Annotated in this window: 17 protein-coding genes; 5 read left to right on the top strand and 12 right to left on the bottom strand. The window is 43.9% G+C overall.

All coding sequences use genetic code 11. The features are described from left to right. Nucleotides 1–258 precede the first annotated feature (258 nt). On the top strand, nucleotides 259–1,257 hold the full coding sequence (locus XPG1_RS08615; RefSeq protein ID WP_045960597.1) for an endonuclease: 999 nt from the start codon (nucleotides 259–261) through the stop codon (nucleotides 1,255–1,257). 124 nt (nucleotides 1,258–1,381) lie between these two features. Here XPG1_RS08615 and XPG1_RS17550 read toward each other — a convergent pair whose 3' ends face one another. Genes XPG1_RS17550 through XPG1_RS08605 form a run of 3 tightly spaced genes read right to left on the bottom strand, consistent with a single transcriptional unit; the run spans nucleotide 1,382 to nucleotide 3,881 of the window. After that, entirely contained in the window at nucleotides 1,382–1,540 is a 159-nt protein-coding gene (locus XPG1_RS17550; RefSeq protein ID WP_071825356.1) for a DUF2474 domain-containing protein, read from the bottom strand. Continuing rightward, on the bottom strand, nucleotides 1,521–2,528 hold the full coding sequence (gene cydB, locus XPG1_RS08610; protein ID WP_045958726.1) for a cytochrome d ubiquinol oxidase subunit II: 1,008 nt from the start codon (nucleotides 2,526–2,528) through the stop codon (nucleotides 1,521–1,523). Before cydB ends, XPG1_RS17550 begins: the two co-directional genes overlap by 20 nt. After that, nucleotides 2,529–3,881, bottom strand: a complete 1,353-nt coding sequence (locus tag XPG1_RS08605; protein ID WP_045958725.1) for a cytochrome ubiquinol oxidase subunit I — start codon at nucleotides 3,879–3,881, stop codon at nucleotides 2,529–2,531. Between the two features lie 208 nt (nucleotides 3,882–4,089). On the opposite strand from XPG1_RS08605, the gene XPG1_RS08600 reads away from it, so the two are divergent. Both XPG1_RS08600 and XPG1_RS08595 read left to right on the top strand, forming a co-directional pair. After that, complete coding sequence (locus XPG1_RS08600) at nucleotides 4,090–5,505, top strand: aminotransferase-like domain-containing protein (protein WP_045958724.1); 1,416 nt, start codon at nucleotides 4,090–4,092, stop codon at nucleotides 5,503–5,505. 48 nt (nucleotides 5,506–5,553) lie between these two features. Then, nucleotides 5,554–6,123 (top strand): HutD/Ves family protein, encoded by a 570-nt coding sequence (locus XPG1_RS08595; RefSeq protein ID WP_045958723.1) that lies wholly within the window; start codon nucleotides 5,554–5,556, stop codon nucleotides 6,121–6,123. Nucleotides 6,124–6,207: 84 nt separating this feature from the next. Here the strand turns inward: XPG1_RS08595 and lhgO are convergent, their stop codons facing one another. The 3 genes from lhgO to XPG1_RS08580 all read right to left on the bottom strand — a co-directional run bounded on the left by lhgO (nucleotide 6,208) and on the right by XPG1_RS08580 (nucleotide 10,558). Further along, nucleotides 6,208–7,398, bottom strand: a complete 1,191-nt coding sequence (lhgO, locus tag XPG1_RS08590) for an L-2-hydroxyglutarate oxidase (RefSeq protein ID WP_045958722.1) — start codon at nucleotides 7,396–7,398, stop codon at nucleotides 6,208–6,210. A 98-nt stretch (nucleotides 7,399–7,496) separates the two neighbouring features. Then, entirely contained in the window at nucleotides 7,497–9,452 is a 1,956-nt protein-coding gene (locus XPG1_RS08585) for a TRAP transporter permease (RefSeq protein WP_045958721.1), read from the bottom strand. Nucleotides 9,453–9,529: 77 nt separating this feature from the next. Further along, the gene (locus tag XPG1_RS08580) at nucleotides 9,530–10,558 is read right to left on the bottom strand and encodes a TAXI family TRAP transporter solute-binding subunit (protein ID WP_157879550.1); all 1,029 of its coding nucleotides are present in this window, start codon (nucleotides 10,556–10,558) and stop codon (nucleotides 9,530–9,532) included. Between the two features lie 250 nt (nucleotides 10,559–10,808). On the opposite strand from XPG1_RS08580, the gene XPG1_RS08575 reads away from it, so the two are divergent. Next, nucleotides 10,809–11,576 carry an alpha/beta fold hydrolase gene (locus XPG1_RS08575; protein ID WP_231852985.1) on the top strand — a complete coding sequence of 256 codons (768 nt, stop codon included), beginning with the start codon at nucleotides 10,809–10,811 and terminating at the stop codon, nucleotides 11,574–11,576. Between the two features lie 80 nt (nucleotides 11,577–11,656). Here the strand turns inward: XPG1_RS08575 and XPG1_RS18415 are convergent, their stop codons facing one another. From XPG1_RS18415 to pth, 5 genes are all read right to left on the bottom strand, one after another. Further along, entirely contained in the window at nucleotides 11,657–11,863 is a 207-nt protein-coding gene (locus tag XPG1_RS18415; protein WP_157879466.1) for a hypothetical protein, read from the bottom strand. Nucleotides 11,864–12,022: 159 nt separating this feature from the next. After that, nucleotides 12,023–12,211 carry a hypothetical protein gene (locus XPG1_RS08570; RefSeq protein ID WP_045958719.1) on the bottom strand — a complete coding sequence of 63 codons (189 nt, stop codon included), beginning with the start codon at nucleotides 12,209–12,211 and terminating at the stop codon, nucleotides 12,023–12,025. Nucleotides 12,212–12,772: 561 nt separating this feature from the next. Next, a complete protein-coding gene (locus XPG1_RS08565) occupies nucleotides 12,773–12,961 on the bottom strand; it encodes a hypothetical protein (RefSeq protein ID WP_045958718.1) in 189 nt (62 codons plus the stop codon). A 695-nt stretch (nucleotides 12,962–13,656) separates the two neighbouring features. After that, nucleotides 13,657–14,748, bottom strand: a complete 1,092-nt coding sequence (gene ychF / locus XPG1_RS08560) for a redox-regulated ATPase YchF (protein ID WP_045958717.1) — start codon at nucleotides 14,746–14,748, stop codon at nucleotides 13,657–13,659. A 114-nt stretch (nucleotides 14,749–14,862) separates the two neighbouring features. Continuing rightward, nucleotides 14,863–15,453 (bottom strand): aminoacyl-tRNA hydrolase, encoded by a 591-nt coding sequence (gene pth / locus XPG1_RS08555; RefSeq protein WP_045958716.1) that lies wholly within the window; start codon nucleotides 15,451–15,453, stop codon nucleotides 14,863–14,865. A 324-nt stretch (nucleotides 15,454–15,777) separates the two neighbouring features. Here pth and ychH point away from each other — a divergent pair, with 324 nt between their 5' ends. Next, nucleotides 15,778–16,053: a stress-induced protein YchH gene (gene ychH, locus XPG1_RS08550; protein WP_045958715.1), complete on the top strand. Its 276-nt coding sequence runs from the start codon at nucleotides 15,778–15,780 to the stop codon at nucleotides 16,051–16,053. A gap of 90 nt (nucleotides 16,054–16,143) precedes the next feature. On the opposite strand, the gene XPG1_RS08545 is transcribed toward ychH, so the two are convergent. Continuing rightward, nucleotides 16,144–18,126, bottom strand: a complete 1,983-nt coding sequence (locus tag XPG1_RS08545; RefSeq protein WP_045958714.1) for an autotransporter domain-containing esterase — start codon at nucleotides 18,124–18,126, stop codon at nucleotides 16,144–16,146. Nucleotides 18,127–18,130: the final 4 nt, after the last annotated feature.

Genomic DNA, 18,130 nt, shown 5'->3' with positions numbered 1-18,130 from the left:
ATAACCGTACCTTTTTCTGGTACGGTTATTTTTTAAGTGGAATTAGGATAATTAATACATTAAGTCATATTAATATTAATTAATATAAATAATGAATTGGTGACTTCCTAATCATGCACAGAAAAAGGGAGCATCGATTTTATCATTTCATGGCCTTGTCAGGCAGGATAATAGGTGGATATTATGCGCAACCGACGTGATATATCATCAACGTCGTTTACAATAGATGCGGTTATTAATAAGTCAATAGGAATTATTTTGAAAAATAAAATTGGTCAGTGGGCACGTTATCTTTTGGCTTTTGGATTAACCTTATCTTTTCATGCATGGAGTGCGCCAACCAGTTTTGAGCAAGCTAAAATTGAATCCAGAAAAAATGTTTATGATGGAAAAGTCAAATCAAAAATAGGCACATTATATTGTGGATGTGATTGGCAGTGGGTTGGCAAAAGCGGTGGACGTGTTAATTTAGCCTCTTGTGATTATCATATCAGAGCACAGCAAACAAGAGCCGAGCGGATTGAATGGGAGCATATGGTTCCGGCTTGGGTATTTGGGCACCAGCGCCAGTGCTGGCAAGAAGGGGGACGAAAAAACTGTGTTGATACTGATCCCGTCTTTCGCATGATAGAGTCGGACATGCATAATCTGGCACCGGCAATCGGTGAAGTTAATGCTGATCGTAGTAACTTTAGTTATGGCATGATCGCGAAAAATAAACCCAATATGTATGGCGCCTGTAGCAGTAAGGTCGATTCGCAATCACGTTTATTTGAACCGCGCAATAGAGTGAAAGGCATGGTCGCCAGAGTCTATTTCTATATGCATGATCGCTATAATTTATCGATGTCACGCCAACAACAGCAATTAATGATGGCATGGGATCGCCAGTATCCGGTAGATGCCTGGGAACGTGAAAGAGATAACCGCATTGCCAAAATTATGGGGCATCATAACCCCTTTGTGACCGGCAGCCAAAAATGGGAACTGGGACATAAAAATTCAGGACTGGGTTTGCAGGGTAATGCACTGAAGCAAAATCATTTTCAGGGTGGTCACCATCAGCGATCAGCTCTCAGCGCCACAGCAAAAACAGCGCAAGATGGCGAGATTAAAGGAAATAAAAACAGTCATATCTATCATCTTATTCACTGTGCGGGTTATAAGACAGTCGCAGATAAAAACGCTATTTATTTCCAATCAGAAACAGAGGCTAAAAAAGCAGGCTATCAGCTAGCAGGTAATTGTAAAAAATAGCGATTGTGGCATTGTCATCGATAATGCCATCGACTGGATTATCAGCTAAGGTTTTCATCAGTTAAATAATTCTCCTGTTACCCTGATCAAAACCTCAGCTGAATGAATTAAAAAAGGTGCGCTATCACCTCACTTTCATGCCCGCCAGTGTCATTAAAGCACGAAACAATGTTGATACTGCGTATAAAGCCAGTACACTGCAAAGCCAAATTGCGACTAACCAACCCAGGCGTTGCCACAGTGAAGGCGGTTGTGGTGTTATTTTAATGGTAGCCTTGTTCATGTGTGATTTTTCCTCGGAAGACATAATAACTCCAAAAGGTATAAGTCAGAATGATCGGGATAATGAACAGCGCGCCAACCAGCATAAAACCTAATGATTGGGGAGGTGAAGCTGCATCTTCAAAGCTAATGAAAGGCGGGATAATCATTGGCCAGAGGCTGATCCCCAATCCAGTGAACCCCATAAAAATCAGTAATAGTGCCGTCAGAAACGGAGTGTAATGGCTTGAGTTCTGATTCGCTTTCCATAATTGCCAACCTGACCACACGACCAGTAAGGGGACGGGTACGAAGAAAAACAGGTTCGGCAAGCTAAACCAGCGCTCAGTTATGGTTGAATGGGCAAGGGGTGTCCAGATACTGATAATGGCAATTATCGTTAACATCAGCAAAGTCAGGGGACGCAGAATACGATACATCTGTTGTTGCAACCGCCCTTCGGTTTTCATGATTAGCCAGCCACATCCCAATAAGGCATAAGCGATGACCAGGCCGCCACCACAAAACAGCGGAAAAGGCATCAGCCAGGCGAAATAACTACCAGTATAAGCACGGTTTTCGACAGGGAAACCCTCAATAACGGCGCCAACAACCGTACCTTGCATAAAGGTAGCCAGGATTGAACCGGCAATAAACGCCTTATCCCAGAGGTGTTGATGTTTTGGTGTGGCTTTGAAACGAAATTCAAAAGCAACGCCACGAAAGATCAGGCCGAATAACATCACGGTTAATGGGATAGCCAATGCATCCAGAACCACGGCATAAGCCAATGGAAATGCGCCAAATAATCCGGCACCGCCCAGGACTAACCAGGTTTCATTGCCATCCCAGACGGGAGCAACCGAATTCATCATTAAGTCACGATCAGATTGCCCCTGAATGGTGGGATACAAAATACCAATACCAAGATCAAAGCCATCCATGACGATATACATCATGATACTGAAGATAATGATAATGAACCAAATGAAAGGAAGATCAATACCCATTTACTGACTCCTTAATGCGGGATTGACGTTTGGGATTTGTGGCAGACCTTTCCGGATCAGTTTCATCATATAGGCATAACCGATACCAAAAACGGCTGAGTAGACGACAAAGAAAATCAGCAGGCTAATGCTCATATGGAGTTCACCATGCGCTGAAGCTGCATCTTTGGTACGCATCAAACCATAGACAACCCATGGTTGACGGCCAATTTCTGTGGTGAACCAGCCCGCCAGGATCGCTATCAGACCGGAAGGCGCCATGAAAGTCATAAAACGGAGAAATACCGGATTATTATACAAACGCTGATGATAACGTAGCCATAATCCCCAAACTCCGGCGAAAATCATCAAAATACCCAATCCTACCATGACGCGGAATGACCAAAACACCATAAAGACATTTGGGCGATCTTCCGGGGCAAATTCTTTCAGTGCCGGAACTTGTTTATCCAGACTGTGTGTCAGGATCAGGCTGGCGAGATAGGGGATCTTGATCGCATATTGAGTTTCTTCCGCTGTTTGATTAGGAATACCAAATAAAATCAACGGAGTGGCTTCACTCGGTTGATTTTCCCAATGACCTTCCATCGCTGCAACTTTAGCCGGCTGGTGTTTTAATGTATTCAGGCCGTGTATATCACCAATCATGGCTTGTAATGGCGCAATAATCAGGATCATCCACATTGCCATTGACAACATTTTTCGCATAGCAGATGAATCATGGCCTTTTTGCAAATGCCAGGCCGCCGAAGCCGCAATGAAAAACGCGGAGGCAAGAAATGCCGCCGTTCCCATATGCAGCAGACGATAAGGAAAGGAGGGGTTAAACACCACGGCGAACCAGTCAACGGGAACAACCTGATGATTAACAATTTCATAGCCTTGTGGTGTCTGCATCCAACTATTGGAGGCCAGGATCCAGAATGTGGAAATAATCGTGCCGAGTGCCACCATGCACGTTGCGAAAAAGTGTAACTTTTCCCCAACCCGATACCAGCCAAACAGCATCACACCAAGGAATCCTGCTTCCAGGAAAAAGGCGGTCAGCACTTCATAAACCAACAAAGGACCGGTGATCGTACCGGCAAAATCCGAAAAGAAACTCCAGTTAGTACCGAATTGATAAGCCATTACTAAACCGGAAACGACGCCCATCCCGAAATTGACCGCAAAAATTTTTGACCAGAAGTGATATAACGTTTTGTAATCCGTATTACGTGTCTTCAGCCATAAGCCTTCCAATACAGCCAGAAAGCTCGCCAAACCTATCGTAATGGCCGGAAAAATAATGTGAAAAGAAACCGTGAACGCAAATTGTATTCTTGCCAGTTCAAGGGCACTTAACCCTGACATAGTGACCTCTTATTGAAATCGATGGGGTATAGGGGTAAACCACATAGGAAAGTGCAGATAAGTAGAACACAGAGATTTGAGGTATAATAGTGACAATTTTTTGTTTATCGACTATAACAGTTTGCATAAAAGCCAGTGACAGAGACAAAGTACCAGATTGGCGATTTCTCATTGGTGACCAATAACAGATGAAAAAAAGGTCAGACAGATGACACGTTACGAGCAATTGGCCGGCATGATCCGCCAACAAATAGAAGACGATATTTGGCTTGTGGGGGATAGATTACCCTCATTGCGGGAATCAGTTAAGTCGTCAGGTCTAAGTTTAATGACCGTGCTGCAAGCCTACCAGTTGCTTGAAAGTCAGGGATGGATCGTGGCGCGCCCACAATCGGGCTATTATGTGGCTACCCGATTAAAACCTTTTGCCGCGGCAAAGGGAGGGAAAGAGCTTAATTTAAGCGAAAATGTGGCGATCAGTGCGTCTATTTTTGATGTGTTGCAAGCCTGTAAAGACCCACAAATGGTCCCTTTTGGTTCAGCATTTCTTGATCCGTCTTTACTGGTTGAACCTAAGTTATCAAAAATACTGGCCTCCGTTGCTCGTCGCTTTGTGCCCCACAGTTCTTTAGCGAATTTACCGCCGGGCAACGAAAAGTTACGGCGTAACATCTCCCGACGCTACGCTTCTCACGGTATCCATGTCTCCCCTGATGAAATCGTGATTACGGCCGGTGCAATGGAATCATTAAGTTTTAGCTTGCAATCCGTGACGTCGCCGGGGGATTGGGTTGTGATTGAATCGCCAGCTTTTTATGGCGCACTACAGGCAATAGAACGGTTACGTTTGAAAGCCATTGCCATTAAAACTGATCCGCATACCGGTATTGATTTGGATACGTTAGCAAAGATTGTGCAGAAATATCCAATCAAAGCCTGTTGGTTGATGTCACGTTTTCAAAATCCGCTGTGCAGCACAATGCCATCTGAAAAGAAGCAGCAATTAGTCGCGATCCTGAATCAGAACCAGGTTGCCTTGATTGAAGATGATGTCTATGGCGAATTGTATTTCGAACAGACACCGCCGCCCCCAATAAAAGCCTGGGATAGCGAAAATAATTTCATGCACTGTTCATCATTTTCAAAATGCCTTGCGCCCGGTTATCGGGTCGGGTGGGTTGCCGCCGGCAAACATGCGCGGAAAATTCAGCAGTTACAGATGATGAGCACAGTGTCTGCCAGTATACCAACGCAGTTGGCGATTGCAGATTATTTGGCTCAAGGCGGCTATGATAATCACCTGCGTCGGTTAAGACGGCAGTTGGAACAGCGGCAAAACCGGATGTTATGGGCAATCAGCGAATACTTTCCCCCATCGGTGAAAGTTAACAGTGCGCGGGGTGGCTATTTTCTCTGGCTGGAATTTGAACCGCCTTTTAATGCTAACGAGCTCTACCAACGGGCACTGGCAAAGAATATCAGCATTGCGCCGGGCAGTATGTTTTCCACCAGTGCTCAATTTGATCATGCTTTTCGTTTGAATACGTCATTTGCCTGGAATGATATTCAGGCTGCGGCAATGCAGGAACTGGGGAATATTTGTCGCACGCTTCTTGAATATTGATTATGTTAGAACAGGGTAAACCAAATATAAAAACGATGAGGGAGCGGCATGAAAATGAAATGTTTCGATTATGCGACATTACCAAGAGTGCAGTGGCCTGAAGGTCAAGGTGAAACAAGAGATATTGTTTGCTGGCCTGTGTCTGATGATTTTGCCTGGCGAGCCTGTTTTACCACTATCCATCAAAATGGGCTATTGAGGCAATTTCCAGATATTGAACGCTCAATCGTGTTATTAAAAGGAAAGGGCGTCCGTCTGACCAGTCCAGGTTTTTTGGAGCACGAATTGGTGAAAAAAATGACCCCATTTCATTTTTCGGGGGATATTCAGAGCCATGCAGAGTTACTGCATGATTCCGTTCAGTGTTTCAATATCATGACCCGCCGTTCTTGTTGGGCTTCCGAAGTCTCGCTGGTTTCCGATGAACGTTTACTGCCGACAGCGCACAGTGGTGTACTTTATGTGTTAAAAGGTCGATGGGAAATGACTGGGGCGAGTTGTGTCCAGTTGGCTTTTGGTCAGGGGGCATGGTGGTTGCCGGATATTCGGGAAGGGGTTATTAAGCCACTGATTGCGGATAGTCAATTGTTGTGGGTTGATTTACGTCCTGTCGGGTGAAGATGACAGCGCCTGTCGCGTGATGGTTGACGAAGAAAGCGGCAGGCGTTGATCGCGTAAATTCACAGTTCAGCCAGTTAATCGTTAAAGCTCAGCGAAATAGCGCCGTATAATCTCCCTGCCAATCTCTATGGAAGCCGTCGCTGCGGGGGAAGGCGCATTGCAGACATGCAGTGAGCGACGACCTTTGACAAAATGAAAATCATCTACCAATTTACCCTCGTTTGTGAGCGCCTGGGCGCGTACCCCGGCTGGCCCTGGTGTAATGTCTTCCGGTTGTAAATCAGGAATAAGCTGGCGGGCATTTTCTGTAAACAGTTGGCGTGAAAAGGAGCGACGCATTTCGGCCATGCCTTCACAAAAATAGCGTGTAGCAATCTTCCAAAAACCTTTATAAGTCAGTACCTCAGCAAGATCCCGCGGATTAAAATCAGTTTTGCGATAGCCCTCGCGTTTAAAGGCCAGTACCGCATTGGGACCGACATCCCGCTTGCCATTATGCATCCGTGTAAAATGAACGCCGAGGAAGGGAAAATCGGGATTGGGGACGGGGTAAATCAGATGATTAACCAGATAGTTTTTACTGCTGTCCAGGACATAATATTCCCCCCGGAAGGGCACGATCTTCATGCCGGTTTCATAACCCGCCAGTTTGGCGATCCTGTCACTGTGTAATCCGGCACAATTTACCAGCCATTTAGCCTGATAACGGGTATGTTGAGTGATGATTTCAACGTGATCATGATGTTCACGAATCCGCTGAACCTGCTGCTGATAATGAATATCTCCGCCTCTGGTCTGAATGATTTCCGCCAGTTTTGCCGCAATTTCTGGGTAATTGACAATCCCCGCATCGGGCACCAGGATGGCTTCAAGCCCATTAACATACGGTTCGCGCGCGTTGAGTTGGTCTTGCGAAAGGGAGGTGACTTCAAGGCCGTTTTTCAATCCTCGCTGGTAGATATTTTCCAGTAAAGGCAGCTCTTTGAGCTGTGTGGCAACAATCACTTTACCGCAACGGTCGTAATACAAACCATGTTGCTGACAAAACTGGTATATTGTGCGATTGCCTTGTTTCGCCAACTGTGCTTTTAAACTTCCTGGTGTGTAATAAATACCGGAATGAACCACATTACTGTTATGACCGCTTTGATGTGCTGCCACGCCATTTTCTTTATCTAATATCAGTAAACGCAGGTGTGGATGTTGTTCTTGCAGGGCATTGGCGGTGCCAAGCCCGACTAATCCTGCCCCAATGATTATCACGTCATACATGTTCGGTGTGTTCCTTATCATTTTTTTATTGCGCTATTTTTTGTTTCACTGTGTTATTTTCGTTGCACTATGTTGCTGTTGCACTATGTTGTTGCCATCTACGGCTGTCCTTTATGTTCCCATTGGCGTGTTGATTTATTGCGCCAGAGATGCATAACACCTGCCACGATAATCAAGATTACGCCGGCCAAATCCGTCAGCACGCCCGGTTTGATTAAGAGAATGGCTGCAATAGCAAAGAAAAACCTTTCTAACCAATGGGTTTTTTGCAGCCAGAAATTCGCGCTGGCAATGGAAAGTGAATAGATGCCAATCAGGGCTGTCAGGATCATATAGCTAATGGATATGGCGTTTACATCATCACCTTGTATCAATAACGCCGGGTTGTACACCAAAATAAAGGGAATGATAAAACCCGGTAGCGCCAGACGTAGCGCATACCATGATGTTTCCATGGGATCAGCACGGGCAATGCTGGCAGCCGTGTAGCTGGCAAGTGCGACAGGGGGGGTAATATTGGAAAGTGCACCAAACCAGAAAACAAAGAAATGAGCGGCTAATGGCAAAACACCGGCTTTGATTAATATTGGTGACACTGTCACCGCAACGACAATGTATAAGGCGGTTGAAGGAAGCCCCATGCTGAGCACGATGCAAACCATCATCACGACCAACAGGATCAGCCATAGCGTATTGTTGGTGAGGGAGACAATGTTGAAAGCCAGCGTTGAGCCAATGCCCGTCATGGTGACAACACAGATGATCACCCCGATGGCAGCGCAAGCGATGGTCACTTGAATCGCGCCACGAGCGGCTTCATGCAGTGCCGCGGCGATTTTCTTTGGGGTCATGCGGACGGATGTATCCGGCGTGATCCAGCTTGCAACAATAATTGAGATAATGCCGAGAAAACCGGCATAAATCGGTGTTTTTCCCGTCAACAATGTCCCAATCACGATAAATAGCGGCAGCAATAATAGGCCACGGGCTTTTAGAATCGCTTTGATTTTTGGTAGGTTTTCTTTGCTAATGCCTTGTAACCCCTGTTTTTTGGCTTCCAGATCAATAGCAATAATTAAGGCTAAGTAATAGAGCAGCGCCGGGATAATGGCGGCAATCACAATCGTAAGATAGGAGAGGCCTAAAAAGCCGGCCATGATAAAGGCGGCAGCGCCCATGATCGGTGGCATGATCATACCGCCCGTTGATGCCGCCGCTTCTACAGCACCAGCGAAGCGGGGCGAAAGCCCAATATTTTTCATCAAAGGGATAGTGAACGTGCCGGTTGTCGCGACATTGGCCACGGCACTACCACTCAGTGAGCCGGTTAAGGCGGAGGAAATGACCGCAACTTGTGCGGGGCCGCCGCGTCGCTGTCCGGCGATAGATAGCGCAAGATCATTGAATAATGCCGTCGCACCACTAATACTGAGGAACGCACCAAAAAGAATAAAAACAATAATTGCGGTTGATGCCGTCGAGAGCGTAATACCAAAAATTCCTTCACTGGTCATAAAGAGCCGGAATAATAGGCGCTCAACGGAAAATCCGGCATGGCCGAAAATCCCCATAAAGTATTGACCGAACAGCGCATAGATAATCGCAAACAGGGATAAACCGGGGATGAAATAACCGGTTGTGCGTCTTGCTGCTTCAAATAAAACACCGATACCCACCACCGCCATGACATAATCTGTCGTATTGGGAAGACTTTTGCGCACCACATGTAAGTCAGTGTAAGTCAAATAAAAATAGCCGTAGCTGATCAATGTCAGCAGAATAAACAGGTAATCCCAATAATTAAATCGGGATGTCGAATAACGTTTGGAAATCGGAAACAGAATAAAGCCTAAAACCAGAATACCGCCGAGAAAGGTCGTATTGCGATAAAACTCCTGCGTATTAGATAACGCATTGGAATAAATAGCATAAAGGGAAATTGCGATAGCAAGTAGCGTTGTTAACTTCAAATAGGGGCCTATTAAATGTCGGTTGCCGGAACCCGTTTCTTTATCCAGATCAACCGTGGATGACGTTATATTATCAGTGTTCATCGTGACTCCATAATATTGGTCAATAACATGATAGGAAAATAAACCCGAACTCACTGTTTCAGTATGAAAAACAGTTATTAGCGGATTCTGGCCGTCATCTCTGGCGGTATAAGGTATGGCGGGATCTTCAGACCGATCTCACGATAATATTGATAAGCCCCCGGATGTAATGGAACGGAAACACCTTTCAAGGCATTCTCAAGCTGAATATATTTTGCCGCGCTGTGGATTTGGCGCACTTCTTTCTGATGTTCAAACATCACTTTCGTCAATTCGTAGATTGTTTTTTTATCGATCTTACCGGAGGTCATCAGAATATTGGGTTGCGCGATCGTGTGAATGGGCTGTTTTTGCCGTGGATAAGTTTCTGGCTCAATGACAAAGCGAAACCATGAATTGGCGATAGCGTTAATTTTTTCCAGTTGTTCATTTGTGACATTCAGTACGCGAGCCGGCACGCCACTGGCATACATATCGGTGATGGCTGATGCCGGTACGCCGGCCGGTAAAGACCCTCCGTCAAGACGACCATCCCGCATAGCCGAAATGGTATCACCATAGCCAAGGTATTCCGGATGAATATTTTGTTTGCTGAGATTGACACCCTGTAGAATAATCAGGGTAGATTGTTCCGTTCCGCTGGCTTGTGGCCCGACAGAAAAACGCTGTCCGGCAATATCACTGAGTGTTTCCTCGTGGATTTTATCGTCTAATAACACAAAATGTTCAACATTAGGCCAAAGCATCGAGATAGAGCGCAGATCCTGATAAGGATGGTTTTCGAAATTCCCGGTTCCCTGATAGGCTTCGACCGCGATTAAACTTTGTAAAATAGCGAGTTGAGCTTCATTTTTTTGGAGTAGATCAATATTTTCAATCGAACCGGCGGAAGATTGCCCCGTTACTTGAATATTTTCGTGTTTCAGGTGATGACTCCAAATATTTGCTAAACCCACCCCCATAGGATAATAAGTTCCGCCTGTGGATGCGGTGGCGACGGAGAGAAAACGCTTATGCGCATTGCCTATTTTACCGGTTATCGCCATGATAATCAGAACAAGGGCGATCATCGCGGATAAGAAGATCTTTCGTTTTTTGGACGTTATCTGCTTTATTTTCATAATGTGGTAACCCGATGATGTTATGTAATATGTCATGGATGTTAAATATTGGTATTAACTTGTATACAACATGACGTCACCAGTTCGGTGTTTAATATTAATATTTTGTGATACAGCTAACTCAATCGCTTTTTTGCCCCTATCGATTATTGATATTTGAGGAGAGAGAATAATGGTGACTATACACGCTGATATAAATAAATATGATATTCAAACCCATTATTAATCTATTTCAGTGATAGATTCTGGCGGGGATAAATTACCGGTTCTTTTTATCCATGGTAATTCAAGTTGTAAAGAAGTCTTTCATCATCAAATTCATCAGTTACAAGGGCAATATCGGGTTTTAGCGTTAGATTTACCGGGGCATGGTGAATCATCTCGTGCCAGCGAACCACGTCAGGCATATTCAATGCCCAGTTATGCGCACACCATCATTGAGGTGCTGGGAAAAATAGGCATTGATAAAGTCGTGGTTTTTGGTTGGTCGTTAGGTGGTCATATCGGGCTGGAGATGCTGGCGTTATTCCCTCAGATGATGGGCTTAATGATATGTGGTACGCCCCCTGTATCCATCGGAGCAGATAATGTCGCTTTGGGTTTTCGTCCTGGTGTAGGGCTGGCGGGTAAAGCGGAATTTACTCAGGAAGATGTTAAGCAGTTTGTCACGGATACCTATGCCGCTCATGCGCTTCATGAGCCTTTTATTGTGGATGCGGTGATAAAAACAGACGGATTAGCCCGGCAATATATGTTTGAAGCCTTCCTGTCTCCTCAGGCAAGTGATCAAAAGTTATTGGTTGAAACCAGCAACATCCCTTTAGCCATTGTTAATGGCGCAGATGATCCCTTTATTCATTTTGATTATATTGCCGGACTGAATTATCGGAATCTTTGGAAAAGAAAAGTATTTAATTTGCCCGGTATTGGCCATGCCCCTTTTTGGCAGTTGCCTGAAAGATTTAATCCATTTTTATTTGATTTTCTGAAGCAGGTGCAATAAAAAAATCTTGCATTGAATGTCCACTCAATGCAAGCCGAAATGTGGGATATAGACTTATTATACTTATTGGTTATTGAGCATCAGGGTGCAGGTGGGTGTGGGCAACCTGGATATGGCGGGATTGGAGGGAATGGAGGGAATGGAGGGAATGGAAGTACACAGCCACCAGGACCATAAGGATGATGTTGTCCAGCGATGACGATAGCTGATGTTTGTGCCGATGCTGCACTCACCGCGAATCCACTTATCATTGTTGCTGCAAGACAGACTGCAATTAACGTTTTCATTGTCAAATACCTCTTATTTTAGCGTGAATTAATACATCTGAAGTGATATCTGATGTATCTGTTTTTTTAGCATTAAATAAGACTGTTTATTTAATGATTTGACTTATGACAAGGATATTCTTTGATAAAAGAATATCCTTGTTTTTTTATAGAGCTAGATTATATACAAAGTGCTTTACCGAGACGCGCAACGAAACCTGTACCCTCTATTTGATCACATGCTAATAAGGCAAGGTCTTTGGCTGGACCAGCTAATAAACTGTTGGCGGCCTGTGCATGTACGTATGTGGTGACGCCGGTGCCTACGATTAATGTAAGTAAACATGCTGCGATTTTTCTTCTATTCATAATAAATACCTTAATTTAGATTGATAGAGATTTACTTGAAAAGAATTCATGTTGGCATGAATTCCACCTGAGGTGCTGAATAAGAAAATAGTGTTTGCTTTTAAAAAATCGCTCCGGCCATGATGACACTTTTTACCGTGTCATGTCTTTTTAATGACTTCTTGCGATCGCAATTATTGATTAATAATGGCAATAAAAGCTCACTTTTTCTCATGATATTAGTACCTTACCTTTATATGGTTAATAATTAAAATTTAAATATTAACTCTGGTTGTTGATAGCGTTGATATCAACATGCTTATTTTTACAACTAAGCAATACCTTTGGCTATTGGTTTTTCCATTGGATTTATCATGTGTTTACTGAATGGTAATCGTGTTTTTTTATTTTCTTATCTGAAAAAAAGTTAATGAATAAAATCATGGAATTGTTAGCGATATTTAAGCTATTGCAGGGGATGCTTATGGGATAGACTTTATTTGGCTTGTTTATTTAATGTTTGACGTGATGAAAAGGATATTCTTTGATAAAAGAATATCCTTGTTTTTTTATAAAGCTAGATTATAAGCAAGCTGCTTTAGTGGCTTTTAGGAAGATATTTGTATCAGGTATTGCATTACATGCGATTAAGGTAAGCTCTTTAGCTTTACCAGCGAAGAAATGTTCGGCGGTATATGCATGTACGTATGTGGTGACGCCGGTGCCTACGATTAATGTAAGTAAACATGCTGCGATTTTTCTTCTATTCATAATAAATACCTTAATTTAGATTGAGAGAGATTTACTTGAAAAGAATTCATATTGGCATGAATTCCACCTGAGGTGCTGAATAAGAAAATAGTGTTTGCTTTTAAAAAATCGCTCCGGCCATGATGACGCTTTTTACCGTGTCATGTCTTTTTAATGACTTCTTGCGATCGCAATTATTGATTAATAATGGCAATAAAAGCTCACTTTTTTTCATGATATTAGTGTCTTATCTTTATATGGTTAATAATTGAAATTTAAATATTAACTCTGGTTGTTGATAGCGTTGATATCAACATGCTTATTTTTACAACTAAGCAATACTTTTGGCTATTGGTTTTTCCATTGGATTTATCATGTGTTTACTGAATGGTAATCGTGTTTTTTTATTTTCTTATCTGAAAAAAGTTAATGAATAAAATCATGGAAGTGTTAGCGATATTTAAGCTATTGCAGGGGATGCTTATGGGATAGACTTTATTTGACTTGTTTATTTAATGTTTGACGTGATGAAAAGGATATTCTTTAATAAAAGAAAATTCTTGTTTTTTATAAGACGAGGTTATACACAAGATTTTTTAAAAGAATGCAGGATGATATTTGTATATGGAATTGAATTAAGTGAACCACTTCGGAAATTCTAAACACTGAATTTCCGAAGTGGTTCATATTGAAATCGCTTAAGACAGGAAAAGGGGTTAGACGTTGAATAGGAAATTCAGGACATCGCCATCTTTAACAATATAGTCTTTGCCTTCGGCCCGCATTTTACCGGCTTCTTTCGCACCTTGCTCGCCTTTGTAAGTGATAAAATCATCAAATGCGATGGTCTGAGCGCGAATAAAACCTTTTTCAAAGTCAGTGTGGATTTTACCTGCCGCTTGTGGCGCCGTTGCGCCGACCGGAATGGTCCAGGCACGCACTTCTTTGACCCCCGCCGTGAAGTAAGTTTGCAGGTTCAGCAGTTGATAGCCGGCACGAATAACGCGGTTTAACCCCGGCTCTTCCAGCCCCAGTTCTGCCATGAACTCTGCGCGATCCGCATCGTCCAGTTCGGCGATATCGGCTTCGATGGCAGCACAGACCGGAACAACAACAGAGCCTTCTTTTTCAGCAATGGCACGCACAATATCAAGGTGTGGGTTATTTTCGAAACCCTCTTCATTGACGTTGGCAATGTACATGGTTGGTTTTAACGTCAGGAAGCTCAGATAGCGAATCACGGCTTTTTCTTCCGCGCTGAGATTTAACGCGCGCAGCATGCCGGCTTGTTCAAGATGAGGAAGGCATTTTTCCAGGACTTCAAGTTCTGCTTTCGCTTCTTTATCGCCACCTTTGGCTTTTTTCTGTACACGATGGATAGCGCGTTCACAGGTATCCAAATCAGACAGTGCCAGCTCAGTGTTGATGGTGTCAATATCCGCAGCAGGGTCAACCTGGCCTGCAACATGGATGATGTTGTCATTCTCAAAACAGCGTACCACATGGCCAATGGCTTCGGTTTCACGGATGTTAGTCAGGAACTGATTACCCAAACCTTCCCCTTTTGACGCGCCTTTAACCAGACCCGCAATATCCACGAATTCCATTGTGGTTGGGAGTATGCGTTGTGGTTTTACAATCTCAGCTAATTTGTCGAGACGGGGGTCTGGCATCGGCACAACACCGGTGTTTGGCTCGATGGTGCAGAACGGGAAGTTTGCTGCTTCGATACCTGCTTTGGTCAGCGCATTGAATAAGGTAGATTTCCCAACGTTAGGCAGGCCAACGATACCGCATTTGAATCCCATATATTTATCACCTTAAATCACTTAAAAAAACCAACGCGCGATAGGCTTGTTGGTGGGTTATATCACATTGGCGCTATTATACATGCAATCGCTCGTTGCGCCACGCGCTCCCGGTCAGGTACTGGCTTTAAAGGCATGCAGACGGTTAATGGCCTTACTCATTCCTTCATTAATCAGAATGTCTGTACAGCGCAATGCTTCATCGATAGCATCATCAATGAGCTTTTGTTCGCTGGCGGGGGGTTTACCCAGGACGAAACCCACCACTTTGTTTTTGTCGCCCGGATGGCCGATGCCGATACGCAGACGATGGAAATTAGGGTTATTGCCGAATTTATTTTGAATGTCTTTCAGGCCATTATGGCCGCCATGACTGCCGCCCAGTTTCATTTTTGCCACACCGGGTGGCAAATCCAGCTCATCATGAACAACCAAAATTTCATCCGGTTGAATGCGATAAAATCCAGCCAGGGCAAGAACAGCTTTGCCGCTGAGATTCATAAAAGTGGTTGGCACCAGTAAACGGATATCCTGCCCATTCACATTGATACGGGCGGTATAGCCAAAAAATTTACTCTCTTCTTTCAGGGGCTGGTGGTAGCGTTGTGCTAACAAATCGACAAACCATGCGCCAGCATTATGCCTGGTCTGTGCATATTCGGCGCCAGGATTTGCCAGGCCAACGATTAATTTTATGTTACTCACAGTTTTGGTTCGCTTATTGGCAATAAAACAAAAAGGAGATTAGTTTACCGATCTCAGCGCATGAGTACAAAACCCATTATCACTTTCTCTTTTCACTTGATTGACATCACACCGACTTCTTTTTAATAAGCATGCCTTTTGAATAAAGATTATTTTGTCGGAATGTAAAAGATTAGGCTTAAATTTATACAGCTTGTGATCGCCGCCGCAATAACCTTTTATATAATAGGGTTATAATCAGGATAAAAGGAGATATCTGCTTTCGTGCTTTTAGGTTCGTTGTGTTTGCAAATAAGCACTCACAAAAAGTATGGGAGGTTGGTGATGACGCGTAAAAAAGCGTTTATTCTCGGTAATATTCTCATGGGAATGGGCATGGCGGCAATGCTGATTAGCCTGAGTTATGTATTATTTAGTCATATTTTTGGTTATGGTGACTCTGAATTTCTCGCCGGCAGCGCATTAATCGGGTTGTTCATGGGCGCATTTATTTGGTTGGTTGGCGCCAGTATCGGTGGCCGGGAACGGGTGACAGATAAATATTGGTGGCTGAAAAATTATGATGAACGTTATCGTCGTAAAAAACACCAGCATCTGTGATGTTTTATACATCCGTAAACAGTCAATGGAGATAAGGCGGTCATAAACGACCGCCTTATTTTAGTGGGTAAAAGATAATGATGGGGTCTATCAAAATCTGGCACTCAGCCCCAAATTGAAGTAATAATCGTGATTGGGGGTATTATTATTTTTTTCATGTGATACAGCGGCAAATGCATGAAGATTACTGGTCAGATTGGCATTAACGCCGACGGTATATTGAAGGTGATCCTTATCGTGTTCGTCTTTTTGTTGAACAAAATGTGTGGTGGTGGTGTTGATGGCGCTGTTAAGCACATCGTGTCCATTATTGAATTGATGCTTAAACAAGACAGAAGCATAAGGATTGATGCTTCCCAATTGTGTATCTACCCGCCAGCCGACTGAACCAACGCTGGAACGATAGTGTTGGTCGCTAAAATGCATCGCGGTACTGCTGAAACCGGCTTCATGATAGCCATCAACGTTTCCTTTGTCCCAGCTGTACTGGATGATCGGGCTGGTCGTCAGATAATGGGTGACAGGGATATTCCAGCCGGCCACCACACGCCAGCCCCATTGTTTACCGGTTGTTGAACCTTCCTCCCGACGTGTTGCCTGACCGAGCTGAATGGTGCGTGAGAGATTGTCGTAATGCGTCAGTGAATAATGGAGATCACCGCTCAGCCAGCCGTTATTCCCGTAGTCCCATTGTGTATAAGCGGTGATGACATGACCTGTCGCGGCATAATTGAAATTGGGTGTTGCATTTTGTTCATTCCTGTAACGTGAAATCGTTGTGCCTAATAACCAATTATCCGTCAATTGATAATCACTGCCCAAGGTTAGAGTGGTATTGTGGCTGCCGCTGTAACCTCCAAATAGGTTAACTTTGCCTGGCTCGTGATGACTAGTACGCGATTGTTGCAAGTGGCCATAAAGGGAGGATAGTGCCATTTTAACCGGAATGCGATTGATAGGGTTTAATGCCATCACCTGTAATGGCGCGTTATAGATCGACATAATGTACTGGCCGATCACATGATGTGCATAAGGTGTTGGATGCAAGTAATCGGAAAACAAAAACGTCTGGCTTTTATCAAAGTTGGGATCGGAAGAAGAGCAAGCAATAACCGATTTATCTTGCGGGCAGGCATAACCTAGCGTATTGGTGATACCATAAATAGTCGGATTTTCAATTATTTCCTGTAATAGCAGCGAGGTGTTGGCACGAAGAATATTGCCATCATCAAGTTGACTTTCTTCTAATTGATTATATTGGTCAGAAAATTGAGTCGCCGTTTTGCGGGTCTTATCGTAGGCATCATGCAATTGGGTGTAAATTTCTTTCGCCTTTTGTTGATCCTCAGGCGATGCTTTGTTAGCAATGCCTTTTAAAACACCGTCGATAATTTGATTGCGAATTGCGTTATTGGGGGTCGGATAATAGTTAATGGCTGCATGCACTTTTTGCAGAATGAGCGAAATTTGTTCCTGAGAGATTTGACCTTGCTGTAACGCCGCGTTAATCACCGATTCGAAAACTTTAGGGGTTATGCTAACATCCGGCACGTCAGGCACAATGACCAACCCAGCGCCATCTTTAAGCAGCCGATTGATTTGTGATGCTGCGGAGGCCGAACCGCCATTAATTAAACGTTGGACAGTTTCTGTATTGTCTTTCGCGGATTCTTCCAGCGCCCTGGAAATATTATTCCCACCGATCCAATAGAGGTAGACACCATTAGGATCGGCCTTTTCATCGTGTGTTTTTAAATAGTCATCAAGCTGTTGTTGTGTCGAACGCACAAAGGTATCCCAAGAGGGATCATAGGCGCCATTCGCGGTCGCGCCCCCTTCGGCGTAATTCGTTCCGCCATTTTTAGAAGGAATGAGTTTTTTGTTCGTGAGTTTTCGCGTTATATATTCATCGTATAATTCAGCGTCTTTTCCGTCGGTTGTGAATCTGCCTTTATTCCCACCATCGCTCAAACTATCACCAAAAACATAGACGGTATCATAGGCGTAAGTATTGGGAATGGCGTTCATTAATAGAGCAGTAGTCGCTGACACTAAAAAGAGAACTTTCTTCATAAAC

The organism is Xenorhabdus poinarii G6, from assembly GCF_000968175.1.
Taxonomy (GTDB): domain Bacteria; phylum Pseudomonadota; class Gammaproteobacteria; order Enterobacterales; family Enterobacteriaceae; genus Xenorhabdus; species Xenorhabdus poinarii.
Note: the sequence above shows the minus strand (reverse complement) of the source record. Positions and strands in the feature narration are given on the sequence as shown.